The sequence below is a fragment of the Hydrocarboniphaga sp. genome (assembly GCF_965279055.1).
GTDB lineage: Bacteria > Pseudomonadota > Gammaproteobacteria > Nevskiales > Nevskiaceae > Hydrocarboniphaga.
Map to the genome: position 1 here is coordinate 2,604,136 of NZ_OZ257125.1, position 19,892 is coordinate 2,624,027.

The following is a 19,892-nucleotide window of genomic DNA, read 5'->3' on the forward strand; positions in this document are numbered from 1 at the left end:
TCAGCGGACCGCACGGCGCAGCGCCTCCTGGATGATCTGCTCGGTGCTCATGCCGTCCTTGTGCACGGCCTCGGTGAAGCGCTGGATCTCGACCGGCTTGTAGCCGAGCGCCGCGAGCGCGGTGCGCGCTTCCTGCAGCGGGGAAGCCGGGCCCGAAGCGGGTGCGCCGGGCAAGCTGACGACTTCGCCACCGGCCCCGGCCTTGTCGCGCATTTCGACGATCAGACGCTCGGCGGTTTTCTTGCCGACGCCAGGGATCTTGGTCAGCCGCACGACGTCGCCGGCGCGCACCGTCGCCCAGAAATCATCGACGCTGGTGCCGGACAACAGCGCCAGCGCCAGCTTGGGGCCGACACCGGAGACCTTGATCAGCTCGCGAAACAGGCTCTTTTCCACGGCCGAACCAAAGCCGAACAGCAGATGCGCGTCCTCGCGGATCGTCAGATGCGTCAGCAGCGTGACTTGCTCGCCCAGCGGCGGCAGCTTGTAGAAGGTCGACATCGGCGCCTCCAGCTCATAGCCGACGCCGCCGACGTCGAGCAGCAGCAAGGGTGGCTGCTTGGCGATGAGTTTGCCGCTGAGTCTTCCGATCATGGGGGAAGTATGCCGGCTTTTGGGGGATGACCCAACGAAATCGGCTCAGCAAAACCCGCGCCTGCCGAATTGGTCATTCCCGCGAAGGCGGGAATCCAGTACGGCGAGCAACGCGCCCGATCTCTGGATTCCCGCCTTCGCGGGAATGACAAGCAAATCAACCCCAGCTCTTGCTCAACGCAATGCCGGCCCGCACGCGGGTGCCGCGAACATGCGCATGGGTCAGTGCAACCGCGAGCGCATCGGCGGCATCGGCGGCCATTTTCAGGGCCTGCATGTTCAGCAACACCTTGACCATGTGCTGGACCTGATCCTTGTCGGCGCGGCCGTTGCCGACGATCGCCATCTTGACCTGGGCGGCCGCGTATTCGGCCATCGGCATGCCGGCCCCGGCGATCGCGCAGATCGCGGCGCCGCGCGCCTGGCCGAGCACCAGTGCGCTTTGCGGGTTGGCGCGATTGACGAATGTCTCTTCGATCGCGACTTCCTGCGGCTGGTATTCGGCAATCAACTCGGCCAGCCCGCGCAGGATTTTCAGCAGCCGGTCCGGCAGCTCGCCGGCGCCGACCGCAAGACAGCCATGCGCGACATGCAGACTCTTGTGACCGCTGGAATCGATGACGCCCCAGCCCGTCGTTCTCGATCCGGGATCGATGCCAAGAATGCGGATGGACGCCGTTGCCAAACGCTAATCCGGCAGATCGGCGTTGTGATAAACCTCTTGCACGTCGTCGAGTTCTTCCATGCGCTCTAGCAGCTTCTGCAGCGACTCGGCGGCCTCGCCTTCGACCGCGACGCGGTTCGCCGGCCGCTGCAGCACGCGCGACTGCGCGGGGTTGAGGCCGGCCGCGACCAGAGCGGCTTTCACCGACTCGAACGCCGCCGGCGTGGTCAGCACTTCGCACCAGCCGGCGTCGGCCTGCACGTCGTCGGCGCCGGCTTCCAGCGCCGCTTCCATGATTTTTTCTTCCAGCGAGGCATCGCTGCTGAGATCGAACCACAGCTGGCCGACTTCGCTGAACTGGAAGGCCACCGAGCCGCTGGTGCCCATGTTGCCGCCGTTTTTCGAAAACGCATGACGCACTTCGGCGACGGTGCGTGTCGGGTTGTCGGTGACGCAGTCGACCAGCACCGCGATGCCGCCGGGGCCATAGCCTTCGTAGCGCACTTCTTGCGGCGCTTCGGCGCCTTCACCGCTGGCGCGCTTGATCGCGGCCTCGATGCGGTCCTTGGTCATGTTGACGTCGAGCGCGCGCGACATCGCCAGGCGCAGACGCGGATTGCCGGCCGGATCGGCGCCGGCCGCACGCACCGCCAAGCCGATCTCGCGGATCAGCTTGGTGAAAAGCTTCGCCTTGACCGCATCGACCGCATTCTTGCGGCCTTCGATACTCGGACCACGCCCCATGAAGCCTTCCTCTCGCTTGTGGTTCTTTGAACGTCAGAACGTCAGACGCAGACCGAAAATGGCGCCGTCGTCCGCGGTGTAATTACCGTGATTCTTGCTCGAATCAATCCGCACTTTGCGATAGCCCAGATACACCGCGGCATTGCGCAGGATCTGATAGTCCGCGGTCAGTGCCCAGTCGAGCTGGCTGTCGATGTCGCCCAGGCCCAGCACCTTCGGCTGATACCAGACATAGCCCTGGAAGCCGAGCCGGTCGAAGCCGGCGAAGCGCACATCGAACTGGCCGCCGATCGCCGCGCCGCCACCGGTATCGACCTTGGTGTCGGTGTACTGGCCGCGCAGGCCAATACCGGCGGTGAGCTTGGCTTCCTGGGCACCGGCGTCGCCACTGAGCATGAAGCCGGCGTGCAGGTTGGTCAGGCTCAGGTTCTTGTCGTCGCTGTACAGGCCGCCGAGCTGGTATTCACCGTCGGCGTTGTTGAACACATGCGACAGCGGCCCGCTGAACTGGCCGAATACCGCGTCGTCGTTGATGTTCAGATCCAGCGTCTCGGCCTTCGCCGGCAGCGCCGCTGCAGTGAGCAGAACCGCAGCGAGCCATCCATGGAGCTTGGTCATTATTGTCGTTTTCCTTTTATGTTTTATTGCCGACATCCTGCCAGCCGATCAGGCTTTGCGCGGCGGCTTGTTGACCGCGTGCACAGCACGGTTGTCGCAGAGCAGCACTGCGTCGTGGAAAGTCTCCGACAGCGACGGATGACCATGCACGGTCAGCGCGATGTCTTCGCAGGTGGCCGAATATTCGATCGCCAGCACCGACTCCGCGATCATCTCCGACGTATGCGGGCCGACCATGTGCACGCCCAGAATGCGGTCGGTCTTGACGTCGGCGATGACCTTGCAGATGCCGATGTTCTGTTCCATCGCCTTGGCGCGGCCGGACGGCACGAACGAGGCGGTGCCGGTCTTGACCTCGAAGCCCTGCGCCTTGGCCTGCTCTTCCGACAAGCCGACCCAGGACACTTCCGGATTGGTGTAGATCACCGACGGAATCGCGTTGTAGTTGAGCTGCGTGTGGTGCCCGGCGAGCTGCTCGGCCAGCGCGACGCCTTCCTCGATCGCCTTGTGCGCGAGCATCGGGTTGCCGATGACGTCGCCCACCGCATAGACGCCGGCGACGCTGGTCTTGTAATGCGCGTCGACCTTGACGAAGCCCTTTTCATCGAAGGCCACGCCGATTTCCCTGGCGTTGACGCCGTCGGTGTACGGACGGCGGCCGACCGCGACGATCAGCTTGTCGAACTCCTCGGTCTTCTTCTCGCCGTTCTGGTCGTATTCGACGGTGACGCCGCTCTTGCCGGCCTTGGCGCCGAGCACCTTGGCGCCGAGACGGATGTCCAGGCCCTGCTTGGTCAGATGCTTCAGCGTTTCCTTGGCCACGGCCTGATCGACCATCGGCAGGAAGGTCGGCAGCGCTTCGATGATGACGGTCTTGGCTCCGAGACGGCTCCAGACACTGCCGAGCTCGGTGCCGATGACGCCGGCGCCGATCACGCCGAGACGCTTCGGCACCTCGGCCAGATCCAGCGCGCCCCAGCTGTCGATGATCTTGTCGCCGTCGAACGGCGCGATCTTCAGGTTCACCGGCGCCGAGCCGGTGGCGATGACGATGTGCTTGCCGACCAGCTCCTGGGTCTTGCCGTCGTGGTCCTTGAACTCGACCTTGCCGTCGCCGAGCAGCTTGCCGTAGCCGAACAGGCCGGTGACCTTGTTGGCCTGGAACAGTGCCTTGATGCCGCCGGTGAGATCGCGCGACACCTTGGTCTTGCGCGCCTGCATCTTGGCGAGATCGAAACTGACCGGGCCGGCCGAGATGCCGTGTTTTTCGAATTCGTGCTGGGCGCGATGCACCAGCTCGGACGATTCCAGCAGCGCCTTGGAAGGAATGCAGCCGGCGTTGAGGCAGGTGCCGCCGAAGGCCGGCGTCTTGTCGGTGTTCAGCCAGGCGTCGATACAAACGGTCTTGAAACCAAGCTGCGCGGCGCGGATCGCGGTGGGATAACCGGCCGGACCACCGCCGATCACGATAACGTCGTAGTTTTCGCTCATTTTTATCTCTGGTTGATCACGCCTATTGTAGCGCCAAGCGTATGGCCTTGGCTTGCACGAGCCCCAGCATGAAACTTGCTGTGCGCAGACGGGACCAGGCCAAGACCAACAAGAACAGAAGATGGAGTCGGAAGTGGACAGCACAACACCCGAAAACAAGCGCGAGCCCGAACGCCGTGCGATCAGCGAACGCGCCGCGCTGGACAAGCGCGCGCTGCACCGCTCCTTTCTCGACAACCTGCTTTACGTACAGGGCAAGTTCCCACGCCTGGCGACTCAGACCGACTACTACCTGGCACTGGCGCACACCGTGCGCGACCGCCTGATGCAGCGCTGGATCAGCACCGCCGCGGCCTATACGCAGCAGGCATCGCGCACCGTCTGCTACCTGTCGGCCGAATTCCTGATGGGCCCGCATCTGGGCAACAACCTGATCAACCTCGGCATATACGACACCGCGGCCGAGATGCTCGACGATCTGGGCCTGAACATCGAAGAGCTGCTGTACCAGGAAGAAGAACCGGGCCTGGGCAACGGCGGCCTCGGCCGCCTCGCCGCCTGCTTCATCGACTCGCTGGCGACGCTGGAAGTGCCGGCACTGGGGTATGGCATACGTTACGAATATGGCATTTTTCACCAGACCCTGGTCGACGGCTGGCAGGCCGAGAAAACCGACAAATGGCTGCGCTACGGCAACCCCTGGGAGCTGGCGCGGCCGGAGTGGCTGGTCGAGATCAAGATCGGCGGCCATACCGAACAGTACACCGACGAGCACAACCGGCTGCGCGTGCGCTGGATCCCGGCGCGCATCGTCAATGGCGTGCCTTACGACACGCCGATTCTCGGTTATCACGTCAACACCGCGAATACCTTGCGGCTGTGGAAGGCCGAGGCGCCGGAGTCTTTCGACTTCGGCCAGTTCAACAGCGGCAACTACGCCGGCGCGGTGACGCAGAAGATCGTCAGCGAGAACCTGTCCAAGGTGCTGTATCCGAACGACGAGCAGGAGCAAGGCAAGGAACTGCGTCTGCAGCAGCAGTATTTCTTCGTCTCCTGCTCGCTGCAGGACATGCTGCGGATCCTGAAGATCCAGGGCATTCCGGTCGATCGCTTTCACGAGAAGTTCGCGGTGCAGTTGAACGACACGCATCCGTCGATCGGCGTCGCCGAGCTGATGCGCCTGCTGGTCGACGAACACCTGCTGGTCTGGGACGCGGCCTGGGACATCACCTGCCGCAGCTTCGGCTACACCAATCACACCCTGATGCCGGAAGCACTCGAGCGCTGGTCGCTGCCGCTGTTCCAGCGCACCTTGCCGCGGCATCTGGAGATCATCTACGAAATCAACGCGCGCTTTCTCGACCAGGTGCGCCTGCGCTTCTTCGGCGATGAAGAGCGCCTGGCAAGAATGTCGCTGATCGAGGAACACGGCCCGCGTTACGTACGCATGGCGAATCTCGCCTGCGTCGGCAGCCACGCCATCAACGGCGTCGCCGCGCTGCACACCGAGCTGCTGAAAGAAGACGTGCTGAAGGATTTCTACGAGCTGTGGCCGGAAAAGTTCAGCAACAAGACCAATGGCGTCACGCCGCGTCGCTGGATGGTGCTGGCCAATCCCAAGCTCAGCGCGCTGATCACCGAAACCCTGGGCGACGGCTGGATCCGCGATCTGGATCAGCTGCGCGGCCTGGAGGCACATGCCGACAATCCCGAGTTCGTGCGGCGCTGGCAGGCCGTCAAGCGCGACAACAAGGCCGAGCTGGCTGCGCACATCCATCGCCGGCTCGGCATCAACGTCGATCCGGATTCGCTGTTCGACGTGCAGGTCAAGCGCATTCACGAATACAAGCGCCAGCATCTGGCGGCGCTGCACATCATCGCGCTGTACCTGCGCATCAAGAACGACCCGAACGCCGACATCGTGCCGCGCACGTTTATCTTCGGCGGCAAGGCGGCGCCCGGTTATCACATGGCCAAGCTGATGATCAAACTGATCACCGCGATCGGCGATGTGGTGAACGTCGATCCGCACGTGCGCGATCGGCTGAAAGTGGTGTTCCTGCCGAACTTCAGCGTCACCAACGGGCAGCGCATTTATCCGGCCGCCGATCTGTCCGAGCAGATTTCCACCGCGGGCAAGGAAGCCTCGGGCACCGGCAACATGAAGTTCCAGATGAATGGCGCGCTGACCATCGGCACCATGGACGGCGCCAACATCGAGATTCTCGAGGAGGTCGGCAAGGAAAACTTCTTCCAGTTCGGCCTGCTGACACCGGAGGTCTACGCCTGGCAGGCGCGCGGTTACCGGCCGATGGAGTGCTACGACAAGAGCCCGGCGCTGCGTGAAGTGCTGGACCTGATCAGCAGCGGTTATTTCGCGCGCGGTGATGCCAGCGTATTCAAGCCGCTGGTCGACGTGCTGCTGCACTACGACCCTTACTTCCTGCTCGCGGACTTCGATTCCTACCTCGCCTGCCAGGACGAAGTCAGCCGCGTTTACCGCGACCCGGCGCGTTGGGCGAAGATGGCGATCATCAACAGCGCGCGCTCCGGCAAGTTCTCTTCGGACCGCACGATCGCGCAGTACTGCAAGGAAATCTGGACCGTCGCCGACGTGCCCGTGCGACTGCTGACTCAGGAAGACGTCGAGGCGGATTTCATGCAGTAGCGCCTGGCGCCGCCGCGCCGCCGATCAGCGGCTCGGCGGCGTCCAGGTCCAGTCGTCCTGGGGACCGTAGTCGGTGTCCATCTGCTTGATGCGCTGTTCTTTCATTTCATCGCCGACGCACTGGCTCGGCTCGCATTCGTCCGGACCGTTCACCACCTGGCGATGGAAGGCATCGGCGATGTTCTCGGTCCAGCCTTTCCTGAAAGGCACGCTGTTGTTCGGATCGAGGTCCGGCAGATTCTTGAGCATGCGATCGAACTTGGGATCACGCTCGCGCAGGCTGCGCTGCTGCGGCAGCAGCACGTCGAACTCCAGCGGCGCCGGTTCGCTGGCTTGCGGTGCCTGAACCAGGATCGAGGGCTCGTCTGCGACTGCAGTAGCTGCAGCAGGTGATGCAGGTGCAGCAGGTGCTGCAGCTACTGCAGGCAATGTCAGATCGGCGGCGCTGACCGCGATCGGCAGCAGGGCGAGGATCGCGGCAAATCTCCGGCTCACGGCGCTGTGAACCGGTCGCCGCGACACGCTATTTCGCAGCCAGCTGCGACGCGGCCTTTGCCAATGCGGTGATCTCACTCCAGCGTCCCTGCTCGACCATCTCCTGCGGCGCCAGCCACGAGCCGCCGACGCAGGCGACATTCGGCAGCGCCAGAAATTGCGGCGCCGTCGTCACGTCGATGCCGCCGGTGGGACAGAAGCGCACATCGGCGAACACGCTGCCCAGAGCCTTCAGCATGCCGATGCCGCCGGCCTGCTGCGCCGGAAACAACTTCATCGCGGTGAAGCCGGCATCACGCCGCAGCATCACGTCGGACGGTGTCATCGAGCCCGGCAGGAACGGCAGGCCGGAGGCGAGGATCGCGTCGAGCAGTGCCGGCGTCAGCCCGGGGCTGACGCCGAACTTCGCGCCGGCAGCCAGCGATGCGTTGAGATCCTGCACGCGCGTGATCGTGCCGACGCCGACCACCGCGTCCGGCACCTGCTCGCCGATCGCGCGTATCGCATCGAGTGCGACCGGCGTGCGCAAGGTGACTTCGAGCACCCGAATGCCGCCTTCCACCAGCGCGCGCGCCAGTGGCACCGCGTGTTCGAGGCGCTTGACCACGATCACCGGAATCACCGGGCCCAGCGCAAGGATGTCGTCGATCTTCATATCGGCACTCGTACTGTTGTATTTCCTTCTACCCGCGGGAGAAGGTGGCGCGAAGCGCCGGATGAGGGACTCTCAGCGATGCAGCTGCCATCTGGACTGAAACACCCTCACCCCTGCCCCTCTCCCGGAGGGAGAGGGGATTGCGGCCGAGCCGGCACCATCCGGATTTACGCGGCTTCGACCTTGTCGGCTTCCAAAACGTTCACCGTCTGCGGCATTTCATAAGGCGCATAGATCTGCGCGCCCTGCTCGGCTCCGGCCGCATGCAGCCGCGCGTTGGTGAACAGCTCGCGACCCATGCCGTGCTCGTTGCCGCTGGTATCGACCACCGAGGGCGAGCGCAGCTCCCATTCCGACGGCGGCACGCGCACGAAGCACTCGCCGGTTTCCGCATCGAGCCGAATGATGTCGCCGCTGCGCACCAGCGCCAGCGGACCGCCGGCCAGACATTCCGGCGTCACGTGAATTGCGGCCGGCACCTTGCCGGACGCGCCGGACATGCGGCCGTCGGTGATCAGCGCGACCTTGAAACCCTCGTCCTGCAGCACGCCCAGCGCCGGCGTCAGCTTGTGCAACTCCGGCATGCCGTTGGCGCGCGGCCCCTGAAAGCGCACGACGGCGACGAAATCGCGCTTGAGTTCGCCACGCTTGAACGCGGACTGCACCGCTTCCTGGCTGTCGAACACGATCGCCGGCGCCTCGACGATGCGATGCTCGGGCTTGACCGACGACACCTTGATCACCGAGCGGCCGAGATTGCCGGTCAGCAAGCGCAGGCCGCCGTCGGCGCTGAACGGCGCGCTCGCCGGCCGCAGGATCGTGTCGTCGAGACTCTGCGCCGGTGCATCGCGCCAGCTCAGCGCGCCGTCGACCAGCACCGGCTCCTGTGCGTAATGACGCAGGCCATGCCCGGCGACGGTCTCGACGTCGCCATGCAGCAGGCCGTTGTCCAGCAGATTGGCGATCAGGTAAGCCATGCCGCCGGCAGCATGGAAATGATTCACGTCGGCCTTGCCGTTCGGATAGACCTTGGCCATCAGCGGAATCACCGCGGACAGGTCGGCGAAATCGTCCCAGTTGATCAGGATGCCGGCGGCGCGCGCGATGGCGACCATGTGGATGGTGTGATTGGTCGAGCCGCCGGTCGCGTGCAGGCCGATGATGCCGTTGACGATGCTGCGCTCGTCGACGATGTCGCACAGCGGACGGTACTCGTCGCCGAGCGCGGTGATCTTCGCGGCGCGCGCCGCTGCCGCCGCGGTCAGTGCATCGCGCAGCGGCGTATACGGATTGATGAAGGCCGAGCCCGGCAGATGCAGGCCCATGATCTCCATCAGCATCTGGTTGGAATTCGCGGTGCCGTAAAACGTGCAGGTGCCGGCGCCGTGATACGAAGCCGCCTCGGATTCCAGCAGCGCCTCGCGGCCGACCTTGCCTTCGGCATAGAGCTGGCGCGTCTTCGCCTTGGCGTCGTTGGAAATGCCGGACGTCATCGGCCCGGCCGGCACGAAGATCACCGGCAGATGGCCGAAATGCAGCGCTCCCATCAGCAGGCCGGGCACGATCTTGTCGCACACGCCCAGGCACAGCACCGCGTCGAAGCTGTTGTGCGACAGCGCAACTGCGGTGGCCATCGCGATCACGTCGCGCGAGAACAGGCTCAGCTCCATGCCGGGCTCGCCTTGCGTGACACCGTCGCACATCGCCGGCACGCCGCCAGCATATTGCGCCACCGCACCGGCCTTGCGCGCGGCCTGCTTGATGATCTCGGGATAATGCTGCAGCGGCTGATGCGCGGACAGCATGTCGTTGTACGCGGAGACGATGGCCAGGTTCGGCCAGCGACCGGCACGCAACTGCTGCTTGTCGTCGTGGTCAGCCGCCGCGAACGCGTGCGCGAGGTTCGTGCACGACATGTGCGAGCGCACCGTGCCGGCGAGTTTCGCTGCCTTCATCCGCGCCAGATAGGCGCTGCGCAGAGGCGCGCTGCGCGTGACGATGCGTTGCGTGACCGCGGCGATGACCGGATGCAGCTGGGCGTGTTGCATGACATCTCCCTGTGCGGATAATCGCACTGGCAAAAGCTGAGCCACGACGAGCTGGCCCGGGATGCAGATGGACCCTTCGCTGGCTTGCACGTTCCGATCCGTGGAACGCCGCCGGTTCACATCGCCGCGCCATTCTATGCAAAAATGCCCGCTGTGAAAACGTTTTCACAAAGGAGCGCGACGTGATCAACACGCAGGACGCGAAAGCCAGCAACAGCCTGCAGGAATTCGACCTGATCTTCTTCGGCGGCACCGGCGACCTGGCGATGCGCAAGCTGCTGCCGGCGCTGTACAACCGCTTCCGCGACAGCAAGCAGACCCAGGGCTGGCGCATCATCGGCGTCGCGCGCCAGGAGATGACGCGCGAGGAATATCTGAACCTGGTCAACGAACATTGCCGGCGCTTCATTCCCGGCGGCGAATTCGACGAGCCGGCCTGGAACGCGTTCACCACGCACCTGGAATATCTGCGCCTCGATGGCCTGCAAGCCGACGACTACGCCGAGCTCGCGCGGCGTCTGCAGAACTCCAGCGAGCGCATTCGCGTGTTCTATCTGTCGACCGCGGCCAGCCTGTTCGCGCAGATCTGCCAGAACCTCGCCGCCGCCGGCCTGGTCACGCCGCAGACGCGCGTGGTGCTGGAAAAACCGCTGGGCCGCGATCGCGCCTCAAGCTTCGAGATCAACGAGGCGGTCGGCAAGATTTTCGAGGAGCGGCAGATCTTCCGCATCGATCATTACCTCGGCAAGGAGACCGTGCAGAACCTGATCGCACTGCGCTTCGGCAACTCGATCTTCGAGCCGCTATGGCGCCGCTCGAACATTCAGGACGTGCAGATCACGATTGCGGAGACGGTCGGCGTGGAGGGCCGCGGCGAGTACTACGATCGCTACGGCGCGCTGCGCGACATGGTGCAGAACCACCTGCTGCAGCTGCTGTGCATCCTGGCGATGGAGCCGCCGTCGAGCATCGATCCCGACGCGGTGCGCGATGAAAAACTCAAAGTACTGCGCGCGCTCAAGCCGATCACGCCGGACTGCATCAAGGCCAAGACCGTGCGCGGCCAATACCGCGCCGGTGCGATCAACGGCAAGGCCGTGCCGGGTTATCTGGACGAGGAAGGCATTCCCGGCGACAGCCACAACGAAACCTTCGTCGCGATCAAGGCCGAGCTGGAAAACTGGCGCTGGTCGGGCGTGCCGTTTTACCTGCGCACCGGCAAGCGCATGCAGGAGCGCGTTGCCGAAATCGTCGTCAACTTTCGCCCGGTTCCGCACGCGATCCTGCCGGTGTCGGCGAGCGAGGGCAATCGTCTCGTCATTCGTCTGCAGCCGGACGAGGGCGTGATGCTGTACCTGATGGTGAAGGTACCCGGCGCGGAAATGAAGGTCAGGCCGGTGGACCTGAACCTGGACTTCAAGCAGGAGTTCAAGACGCGCCAGTGGGACGCCTACGAGCGCCTGCTGATGGACGCGATCCTCGGCAAGCTGACGCTGTTCATGCGCCGCGACGAACTCGATGCCGCGTGGAAGTGGATCGACCCGATCCGCGACGGCTGGGACAGTCTGGGCGAGCCGCCGAAGACCTACGCGGCCGGCACCTGGGGACCGACGGCGGCGAACACGCTGATCACGCGGGATGGGTTTTCGTGGCGGGAAGACGGGTACCAGTGAGCTGAATTCCGCCCCTGTAGGAGCGGACCCTGTCCGCGACTGAGGCTGGGATGGCACAGTCGCGGACAGGGTCCGCTCCTACGCAGGCAGTGATATCCGTCCAGGTGAGGCGATACCGTCACTCACAAAAAAGCCCGCTTTCGCGGGCTTTTTTGTGCAAACCACTACCGATCAGACCTGCAGCAACAACCGCGACGGATCTTCCAGCCCTTCCTTGATCGTCTTCAGGAACAGCACCGCGTCACGGCCGTCGATGATGCGGTGATCGTAGGTCAGCGCCAGGTACATCATCGGGCGGATCACGATTTCGCCGCCGACCACGACCGGCCGGTCGAAGATGCCGTGCATGCCGAGGATCGCGGCCTGCGGCGGGTTCAGGATCGGCGTCGACATCATCGAGCCGAAGATGCCGCCGTTGGTGATCGAGAAGGTGCCGCCGGTGAGGTCTTCCATCGTCAGCTTGTTGGCTTTGGCCTTCGCGCCAAGGCCGGCGATGGTCTTCTCGATTTCGGCGAAGCTCAAGGTGTCGGCGTCACGCACGATCGGCACGACCAGGCCGCGGTCGCTGCTGACTGCGACGCCGATGTCGTAGTAGGCGTGATAGACGATGTCGTTGCCGTCGATCGAGGCATTGACCAGCGGGTACTTCTTCAGCGCTTCGATCGCGGCCTTGACGAAGAAGCTCATGAAGCCGAGCTTGGAACCGTGGGTCTTCTCGAAGGTGTCCTTGAACTTGGCGCGCAGATCGTTGACCGCCTTGAGATCCACTTCGTTGAAGGTGGTCAGCATCGCCGCGGTGTTCTGCGCTTCTTTCAGACGCTCGGAGATGCGTGCACGAATGCGCGTCATCGGCACGCGCTGTTCTTCGCGCGCACCGGTCGGCGCACGCGGTGCCGGCGCTTCGCTCTTGGCGGCGGCCGGAGCCGGCGCTGCTGCCGGAGCGGCGGCCTTGGGCGCCGCAGCATAGGCCTTGACGTCTTCGACGGTCAGACGGCCACCCTTGCCGGTCGCCGGAATGCCGGACGAACCCAGGCCCAGCTCGCTGAGCAGCTTGCGCACGGCCGGGCTCTGGCCGTCGTCGCCGGCTTCGACCGCCGGGACCGGCGTCGTCGTCGAACTGCTCGGCGCGGAAGCCTTGGCTTCGGCCTTGCTCGTCACCGAGGGTTCGGCGGCCGGCGGGCTGGCCGCGGTGGCGCCTTCCTCGATGATGCCGATCACGTCACCGGCGTTGACCGTCGAGCCCGGCTGAATGCGGATCTCCTTGAGGATGCCGTCGACCGTCGACGGCACTTCCAGCATGACCTTGTCCGTTTCCAGGTCGACCAGGTTCTGCTCGCGCTTGACCGGCTCGCCGGCTTTCAGATGCCAGGTCGCCAGGGTCGCGGACGAAACCGATTCCGGCAGCGTCGGTACTTTGATCTCGATGCTCATCTTGAGTTGCTTGTCCTTTTCTTCTTCTTCGTATCGTGGCAGCAGGTTAAAAGCGTGCGTCTCAGGCGTTGTGGCCCGCTGGCTTACCGCCAGTGAGTGCGCCGTTGACGACTTCTTCCTGCTCCTTGTTGTGTACTTTCAGATAGCCGCCGGCAGTGGTCGACATGCCGCCGCGCGTGGCGTACAGCAGGCGATGCGCCGGCTTCAGGTAAGCGTCGAGCCGATGCTTGATCTGGTACCAGGCGCCCTGGTTTTCCGGCTCTTCCTGACACCAGACCACGTCTTTGGCGTTCGCATAGGTGTCGAGGATTTTCTCGTACTCCTTGCGCGGGAACGGATACAGCTGCTCGATGCGCACGATCGCGACGTTCTCGATCTTCTGCTTGAGGCGCGCCTGGTACAGGTCGTAGTAGACCTTGCCCGAGCAGAACACGATGCGCTCGATCTTGTCGGTCTCGACTTCACTGTCGCCGATGACGGTCTGGAAGCTGCCCTTGGTGAGATCGTCCAGCGTCGACACCGACAGCGGATGACGCAGCAGCGACTTCGGCGTCATCACGATCAGCGGCATGCGCAGGCCGCGCTTCATCTGGCGGCGCAGCATGTGGAACATCTGCGCCGGCGTCGACGGCACGCAGACCTGCTGGTTGTTGCCGGCCGACAGCTGCAGCCAGCGTTCCAGACGGCCGGAGGAATGCTCCGGACCCTGGCCTTCGTAGCCATGCGGCAGGAACACGGCGAGACCACAGGCGCGGCCCCACTTGGCCTGGCCCGACGAGATGAACTGGTCGAACACCACCTGCGCGCCGTTGGCGAAGTCGCCGAACTGCGCCTCCCAGATCACCAGCGAATCCGGATCGGTGGTCGAGTAGCCGTATTCGAAACCGAGCACGCCTTCCTCCGACAGCAGCGTGTCGGTGGCGATGAAGCGGTTCTTGTCCGGGTCCAGATGCCGTAGCGGCGTGAAGCTTTCACCGTTGACCGCGTCATGCACGGTGGCGTGGCGATGCGAGAAGGTGCCGCGGCGCACGTCCTGGCCGGACAGGCGCACCGAGAAACCTTCGTTGACCAGGGTGGCGTAGGCCATGGTTTCGGCAAAGCCCCAGTCCATCGCCAGATCGCCGGCCGCCATCTTGGCGCGGTCGTCGTAGAGCTTCTTCACCAGGCTGTGCAGCGTGAAACCGTCCGGCAGCTTGGCGACGCGCGCGGCGGCGGTGCGGATCGTCTCCAGGCTCACCGCGGTGTCGGCGGGAGAATCCCACTCGCCCTTGGTGTAGTTGGCCCAGTTGACGGTGTACTTGTTGCCGACCAGGCCGAGCGTGGTGCGCGCGATGTTCTCGCCCTTGTCGAGGCCGTCGCGATACGCCTTGACCAGGCCGTCGATGTCGCCCTTGGCGATGGTGCCCTCTTCCTCGAGCTTGCGCGCGTAGAGGCTCATCGTCGTCGGCTGCTTCTTCACCGCCTCGTACATCTGCGGGCTGGTGATGCTCGGCGTATCCGCTTCGTTATGGCCGAGGCGGCGATAGCAGCAGATGTCGACGATCACGTCCTTGTGGAATTCATTGCGGAAGTCCATCGCCAGGCGCGTAACGAACACCACCGCCTCGGGGTCGTCGCCGTTGACGTGGAACACCGGCGCTTCGAACATCTTCGCCAGGTCCGTGCAGTAGCGAGAGGTGCGCGAATCGTGGCCGGGCTGCGCCTCGATCGGGTTCGGCGTGGTGAAGCCGATCTGGTTGTTGACGATGATGTGCAAGGTGCCGCCGGTGCCGTAGCCCTTGGACTGCGACAGCTGCATGGTTTCCATGACCACGCCCTGGCCGGCGAAAGCCGCGTCGCCGTGGATCAGCACCGGCACCACGCGGTCACCGGCATCGTCGTGGCGGCGCATCTGGCGCGCCTTGACCGAGCCTTCGACCACCGGGTTGACGATTTCCAGATGCGAGGGATTGAACGCCAGCACCAGATGCAGGCGTTTGCCCTGCACTTCCACGTCGGTGGAAAAGCCCATGTGGTACTTGACGTCGCCGGCGCGCGACAGGCTCTCGGCGGAATACTTGCCCTCGAACTCGGCGAACAGGTCCTTCGGCGACTTGCCGAGCACGTTGACGAGCACGTTGAGGCGGCCGCGATGCGCCATGCCGATGCCGATTTCCTCGACATCGCGCTGGGCGGCGCCGCGCAGGATTTCGTCCATCGCCGGGATCAGCGAGTCGCCGCCTTCCAGCGAGAAGCGCTTCTGGCCGACGTACTTGTTGTGCAGGTAGCGTTCGATGCCTTCGGCCGCGACCAGCTGCTTGAGCACGTCGCGCTTGGCCTCGACCGATAGCTTGGGCTTGAACGCCTGGCCTTCGAGCCGCTTCTGGATCCAGCGCTTCTGCGCGGTTTCGGTGATGTACATGTACTCGGCACCGATGGTGTCCGTGTACACATTCTTGATGATGCGGATGATCTCGCGCAGCGGCAGACGGTCGGCGCCGCCGTGCATCAGGGAGCCGGTGTTGAACACCGTGTCCATGTCGTCCGCGGACAGGCCGTGGAAGGCCGGATCGAGGTCTTCGATCATCACCTGCGGCGCGATGTTCAGCGGGTCGAGACGGGCGGCCTGATGACCACGCACGCGGTAGTAGTTCAGCAGGCGCAGCACTGCGGCCTGCTTCTCGGCGGCGCGGGCGTCGAAGCTGCCCTGGGCCGTCGATGCCGCGTTGATGACGGTGCCGGGCTTCTTGTCGCGCGCGAGCTTCTCGAAGCGCGCGAGAACGTCGCTGTGCGCGACTTCGCGCGGCGCGTTCTGATCCTGGATCAGCCTGAAATAGGCTCTCCAGGACGCATCGACCGATTCCGGATCGTCCAGAAACTGCTCGTAATAGGCTTCAACGTAAGTGGCGTTGGCACCCTGGATCGAACTGGACTCGATCAGACTCTGATATTTGTTACCGCTCATTTTTCTTGGCTGCCGCGATGCTCTGCGTTGAGGCTGCGGGGACAACACTGTGCGGGACGATTGAGCCGCTTGAGGGATCGCGGCAGAGACAAGAGCGGCAAAGCCGCCCCGCACAGCGGGTTGAGGCTTATTTCTTGGCGACGGCTTTTTCGGCCTTCTCGGGCTGCTTCAGGCCGATCTGCAGTTCGGTGAGGTATTCACGGAACTCGTCGGCCAGCTCGGGATGCTTGAGGCCATATTCGACGTTGGCTTTCAGGTAACCGATCTTGGAGCCGCAGTCGTAGCGCGTGCCTTCGAACTCGTAGGCCAGCACGGTCTGCTCCTGGATCATCATGCTGATCGCATCGGTGAGCTGGATCTCGCCGCCGGCGCCGCGCGGCGTGCGCTCGAGCAGCTTGAAGATGCGCGGCGTCAGGATGTAGCGGCCGACCACGGCGAGGTTGCTCTTGGCATCCTCGGGCTTGGGTTTTTCGACGATGCGGCGGATTTCACCCAGGCCAGGACCGACCGGCTGGGTTTCGACGATGCCGTACTGCGACACGTCTTCCTTGGGCACGCGCTGCGTGGCGATCACGCTGGTGCCGTATTCCTGGTAGACGCGCTGCATTTGCGCCAGACAGGGGCGCAGTTTGCCGTCGATCAAGTCGTCGGCCAGGATCACCGAGAAGTCCTCGTCGCCGACTGCCGGCCAGGCGCACAGCACGGCGTGGCCCAGGCCCAGGGCTTCGGCCTGGCGGATGAAGATGCAGGTGATGCCCGGCGGCAGGATTTCCTGAATGATCTGCAGCAGCTTTTCCTTGCCGCGCTGACTCAGTTCCGCCTCGAGCTCGTAGGCCTTGTCGAAGTGATCCATGATCGAATTCTTCGAGCGGCCGGTGATGAAGATCAGCTCCTCGGCGCCGGCGCTGATCGCCTCCTGCACCGCGTACTGGATCAAGGGCTTGTCGACGACCGGCAGCATTTCTTTGGCACTGGCCTTGGTCGCGGGAAGAAACCGCGTGCCGAGACCGGCAACCGGGAATACCGCCTTACGAATACGCATGCATCGCTCCTGGGTTGTTGGGGACTGGCCGGGGAGGCAATGTCCATGCCCGGCGGGTCCCACAGCGCGCGACAGTTTAGGCGGTCAGGATGACAAATGCATGCGTTTTGGCGCTATTGCCGTATTCGGAAATTGCAATGACGGGAGACGACCGCGGCCTGGGATCAGGCCACGGCCCAAAAACGTCGACGTGGCTTCAGCGGATGAAGCCGCTGAGGTAGGTGCGCTCCTTGTTCGCGGCCAGCATCAGGAATTCGTGGCCCTTGCTGGTCACCGAGCGCTTGACCACGCCCTTGGTCGGCAGCATCACCGGCGCGCGGTACTGGACCTGCAGTTCCTTGGGCGCGCCGTCGAGGTCGCCCTCCAGCAGCGCCGCGCAGCGCGCCACCGTCCACATGCCGTGGGCGATGGCCTGCTTGAAGCCGAACAGGCGCGCGGTCAGCGGGAACAGGTGGATCGGGTTGTAGTCCTGCGACACCGCGGCGTAACGGCGGCCGGTGTCGGCCGGCGCGCTGATCGCCTTGTAGTCCGCGACACCGCTCAGCACCGGCTCGGGCATCTTGCCCTTGGGCATGTCGGTCTTCAGCCGCACCAGCGGCGTCGTCACCGACTTGTAGATGACCTCGCCGCTCTCGTCGGCGAACTCGGCGAGCAGGTCGAAGATGATGCCGTTGGGGATGCGCCGCGCCGGCCCCAGGCTGGCCGTGACCTCATAGACGCCGTCGACCGGCAGCGCCTTGACCTGCTCGATCTTGTTGCGCAGATGGACCAGGCCCAGCAGAGAGAACGGAAATTCCGGCTGCGTCATCAGCCACAGGTGCAGCGAGGTCGCCAGCACCTGCGGATAGGTGATCGGCATGACGTTGCTGTCGGCGAAGCCGCAGACCTCGCGATAACGCTCGACCAGCGCGGCGTCGGCCTTGACCCCGGAGACCTTGACCGACAGCGCTGGAATCTTGGCGTCGGCGCTGGGCTTGCGGCTGATCGTGCCCAGCGCCTTCAGCAGCAGCGGGCGGGCGTCGGGCAGTTTGGGCAGCGTTTGCGTGGTCATGCTTCAAGTTCCTGTGCAGCCGCCGCGCGGCTGTTGCAATGAGAAAAGTAAGTGAGTCGTTGTTCAGGGCACCAGCTGGTCGATCGTCAGCGCCAGCGGTGCGCCGGCTTCGGCCCGCGTCACCACGCGGCTGCCTTGCAGATCGCCGCTCTCGGCCTTGGCCTGACCGCTGCGGCTGAGCCGCGCCGTGACCACCCAGCTGTCGAACTGCGACAGCCGCATCGTCGGCATCACCGCCATGCTGTCGTCGAGCTTCACGTCGGCAGGCAGCGCCGGCGCCGGTCCACGATTGACCGCGACCGGCATCGGCGGCCCGCTCTGCGCACGCGCGTAAACCATCAGCACGGCATCCTTCGGCGCTTTGTCACGCAGTTCCGGTGCCAGGCTCAAATGTAACTGCAGCGACACCGCCGACGGTGTGGCCTGCGCGGGCGCCGCGCTTGGCGCAGCGGCCAAGGCCGGCGGCACGGCGTCGGCCGGCGCGCCGCCGAGCTCGGCGATGCGCTGGCCGATCAGGCTGCGCAGCTCGTCCGGCAACTGCGACTGCGCCAGCAGCGCATTCCAGCGCTGGATCGCCAGCGCGCTATCGCCGGCCTGCGCGGCAGCGAGGCCGGCGTACCACAGGCTCTTGCCGTGCATCGGTTCGATGGCCAGCGCTTTTTCGAACAGCTCGCGCGGGCGGCCACCAAGATCGCGATCGCCGGCCATCGCCAGCGCTTCGCCTTCGCTGGTCAGCGCATCCGGATTACGGTTGTCGGTGATGCGATTCACCTGCGCGTAGGCCGCAGCCGACTCGGTGTAGCGCTGCAGCACGAAGTACGAACGGCCGAGCATCGCCCAGCCGTCGGCATCGTCCGGCGTCTCTTTCAGTTTCTGCGCGAGCGCCGCGATCGCCTGGTCCATCTCGGCGGCGGTTGGCATCGGCTGCTGGACTTCGCCGCTGACCAGGCGCTGCAACTGCCAGCTGCCCTGTGAGTAGTAATAGCCGCCGGCGAATACGCCGAGCAGCAGCAACAGGATGAAAGCGGCGCGACGCGGCGGCTGCACGCTGAGCCTGGGCTCGCTGGCGACGTCGACCGGACCGACATCGTCGAGCAGGCGCGCGCCGGCCTCGTCGCGCATCGCCTGCGCCGACTCGGCCGGAATCAGGCTCGCCGCGACTTCATTGTCGATCTCGATCAGGCGGTGCCGGTACGCCGCGACGTTGCTCGCGCGGCGCTGCACCTCCGGGCTGGCGCGACGCCGCCACCACGGCCGCGCCAGGCTCAATGCCGTTACGATCGTCAACAGCGCCATCAGCGCGTACAGCCACATCGAGCCCTGCATCAACGACCATCCTGCTGTTCTGACAACAGGCGTTGCAGCGCCTGCCGATCCACTGTCGTCGCCGACGGTCTGCGACGCGAGCGCCGCGTGAACATCACCACCGTCGCCAGCGCGATCGCCAGCAGCACGAAAGGCCCGAACCACAGCAGCAACGTGCGCGGCCGCAGCGGCGGCTTGTACAGCACGAAGTCGCCGTAGCGATCGGTGAGATAAGTGCGGATCTGCGTATCGCTGCGGCCGGCGGCGATCTGCTTGTGCACCTGATCGCGCAGATCCAGCGCCAGCGGCGCGGTCGAATCGGCGATGGTCTGGTTCTGGCAGACCAGGCAGCGCAGCTGGCTGATCATCGTCTGGTAGCGTTCCTGCTGCTGCGCGTCGAGCGGTACATCGGCGCCAGTGGCGCTCGCACATATAGCGAACAGCAGCGCCATCATCCGTAGCCGGAGTG

16 protein-coding genes are annotated in these 19,892 nt (G+C 64.7%); 2 read left to right on the forward strand and 14 right to left on the reverse strand.

The features are described 5' to 3' along the window. The 5 genes from ruvA to lpdA all read right to left on the reverse strand — a co-directional run bounded on the left by ruvA (position 1) and on the right by lpdA (position 4,111). Complete coding sequence (gene ruvA, locus ACQZF9_RS11740) at positions 1-594, reverse strand: Holliday junction branch migration protein RuvA (protein ID WP_428309160.1); 594 nt, start codon at positions 592-594, stop codon at positions 1-3. A gap of 157 nt (positions 595-751) precedes the next feature. Next, positions 752-1,279, reverse strand: a complete 528-nt coding sequence (ruvC, locus tag ACQZF9_RS11745; protein ID WP_428309161.1) for a crossover junction endodeoxyribonuclease RuvC — start codon at positions 1,277-1,279, stop codon at positions 752-754. Positions 1,280-1,282: 3 nt separating this feature from the next. Further along, complete coding sequence (locus ACQZF9_RS11750; protein WP_428309162.1) at positions 1,283-2,002, reverse strand: YebC/PmpR family DNA-binding transcriptional regulator; 720 nt, start codon at positions 2,000-2,002, stop codon at positions 1,283-1,285. A 33-nt stretch (positions 2,003-2,035) separates the two neighbouring features. Beyond that, positions 2,036-2,620 carry a YfaZ family outer membrane protein gene (locus ACQZF9_RS11755; RefSeq protein WP_428309163.1) on the reverse strand — a complete coding sequence of 195 codons (585 nt, stop codon included), beginning with the start codon at positions 2,618-2,620 and terminating at the stop codon, positions 2,036-2,038. A 48-nt stretch (positions 2,621-2,668) separates the two neighbouring features. Next, on the reverse strand, positions 2,669-4,111 hold the full coding sequence (gene lpdA, locus ACQZF9_RS11760; protein WP_428309164.1) for a dihydrolipoyl dehydrogenase: 1,443 nt from the start codon (positions 4,109-4,111) through the stop codon (positions 2,669-2,671). 121 nt (positions 4,112-4,232) lie between these two features. Between lpdA and ACQZF9_RS11765 the strand changes: the two genes are divergently transcribed. After that, on the forward strand, positions 4,233-6,779 hold the full coding sequence (locus tag ACQZF9_RS11765) for a glycogen/starch/alpha-glucan phosphorylase (protein WP_428309165.1): 2,547 nt from the start codon (positions 4,233-4,235) through the stop codon (positions 6,777-6,779). Between the two features lie 24 nt (positions 6,780-6,803). Here ACQZF9_RS11765 and ACQZF9_RS11770 read toward each other — a convergent pair whose 3' ends face one another. The 3 genes from ACQZF9_RS11770 to edd all read right to left on the reverse strand — a co-directional run bounded on the left by ACQZF9_RS11770 (position 6,804) and on the right by edd (position 9,977). Then, positions 6,804-7,274 carry a hypothetical protein gene (locus tag ACQZF9_RS11770; RefSeq protein WP_428309166.1) on the reverse strand — a complete coding sequence of 157 codons (471 nt, stop codon included), beginning with the start codon at positions 7,272-7,274 and terminating at the stop codon, positions 6,804-6,806. A 28-nt stretch (positions 7,275-7,302) separates the two neighbouring features. Further along, a complete protein-coding gene (gene eda / locus ACQZF9_RS11775) occupies positions 7,303-7,929 on the reverse strand; it encodes a bifunctional 4-hydroxy-2-oxoglutarate aldolase/2-dehydro-3-deoxy-phosphogluconate aldolase (RefSeq protein WP_428309167.1) in 627 nt (208 codons plus the stop codon). 167 nt (positions 7,930-8,096) lie between these two features. Continuing rightward, complete coding sequence (gene edd, locus ACQZF9_RS11780; RefSeq protein WP_428309168.1) at positions 8,097-9,977, reverse strand: phosphogluconate dehydratase; 1,881 nt, start codon at positions 9,975-9,977, stop codon at positions 8,097-8,099. 266 nt (positions 9,978-10,243) lie between these two features. Here edd and zwf point away from each other — a divergent pair, with 266 nt between their 5' ends. Then, positions 10,244-11,650: a glucose-6-phosphate dehydrogenase gene (gene zwf / locus ACQZF9_RS11785; RefSeq protein ID WP_428313418.1), complete on the forward strand. Its 1,407-nt coding sequence runs from the start codon at positions 10,244-10,246 to the stop codon at positions 11,648-11,650. A gap of 171 nt (positions 11,651-11,821) precedes the next feature. Here the strand turns inward: zwf and odhB are convergent, their stop codons facing one another. From odhB to ACQZF9_RS11815, 6 genes are all read right to left on the reverse strand, one after another. Further along, a complete protein-coding gene (odhB, locus tag ACQZF9_RS11790; RefSeq protein ID WP_428309169.1) occupies positions 11,822-13,081 on the reverse strand; it encodes a 2-oxoglutarate dehydrogenase complex dihydrolipoyllysine-residue succinyltransferase in 1,260 nt (419 codons plus the stop codon). 61 nt (positions 13,082-13,142) lie between these two features. After that, entirely contained in the window at positions 13,143-16,025 is a 2,883-nt protein-coding gene (locus ACQZF9_RS11795) for a 2-oxoglutarate dehydrogenase E1 component (RefSeq protein WP_428309170.1), read from the reverse strand. A gap of 127 nt (positions 16,026-16,152) precedes the next feature. Then, entirely contained in the window at positions 16,153-17,067 is a 915-nt protein-coding gene (gene galU / locus ACQZF9_RS11800; protein WP_428309171.1) for a UTP--glucose-1-phosphate uridylyltransferase GalU, read from the reverse strand. A 196-nt stretch (positions 17,068-17,263) separates the two neighbouring features. After that, positions 17,264-18,118 (reverse strand): MaoC family dehydratase, encoded by an 855-nt coding sequence (locus ACQZF9_RS11805; RefSeq protein ID WP_428309172.1) that lies wholly within the window; start codon positions 18,116-18,118, stop codon positions 17,264-17,266. A gap of 63 nt (positions 18,119-18,181) precedes the next feature. Further along, complete coding sequence (gene ccmI, locus ACQZF9_RS11810) at positions 18,182-19,444, reverse strand: c-type cytochrome biogenesis protein CcmI (protein ID WP_428309173.1); 1,263 nt, start codon at positions 19,442-19,444, stop codon at positions 18,182-18,184. After that, entirely contained in the window at positions 19,444-19,875 is a 432-nt protein-coding gene (locus ACQZF9_RS11815) for a cytochrome c-type biogenesis protein (RefSeq protein ID WP_428309174.1), read from the reverse strand. The genes ccmI and ACQZF9_RS11815 overlap by 1 nt, the downstream gene beginning before the upstream one ends. Positions 19,876-19,892: the final 17 nt, after the last annotated feature.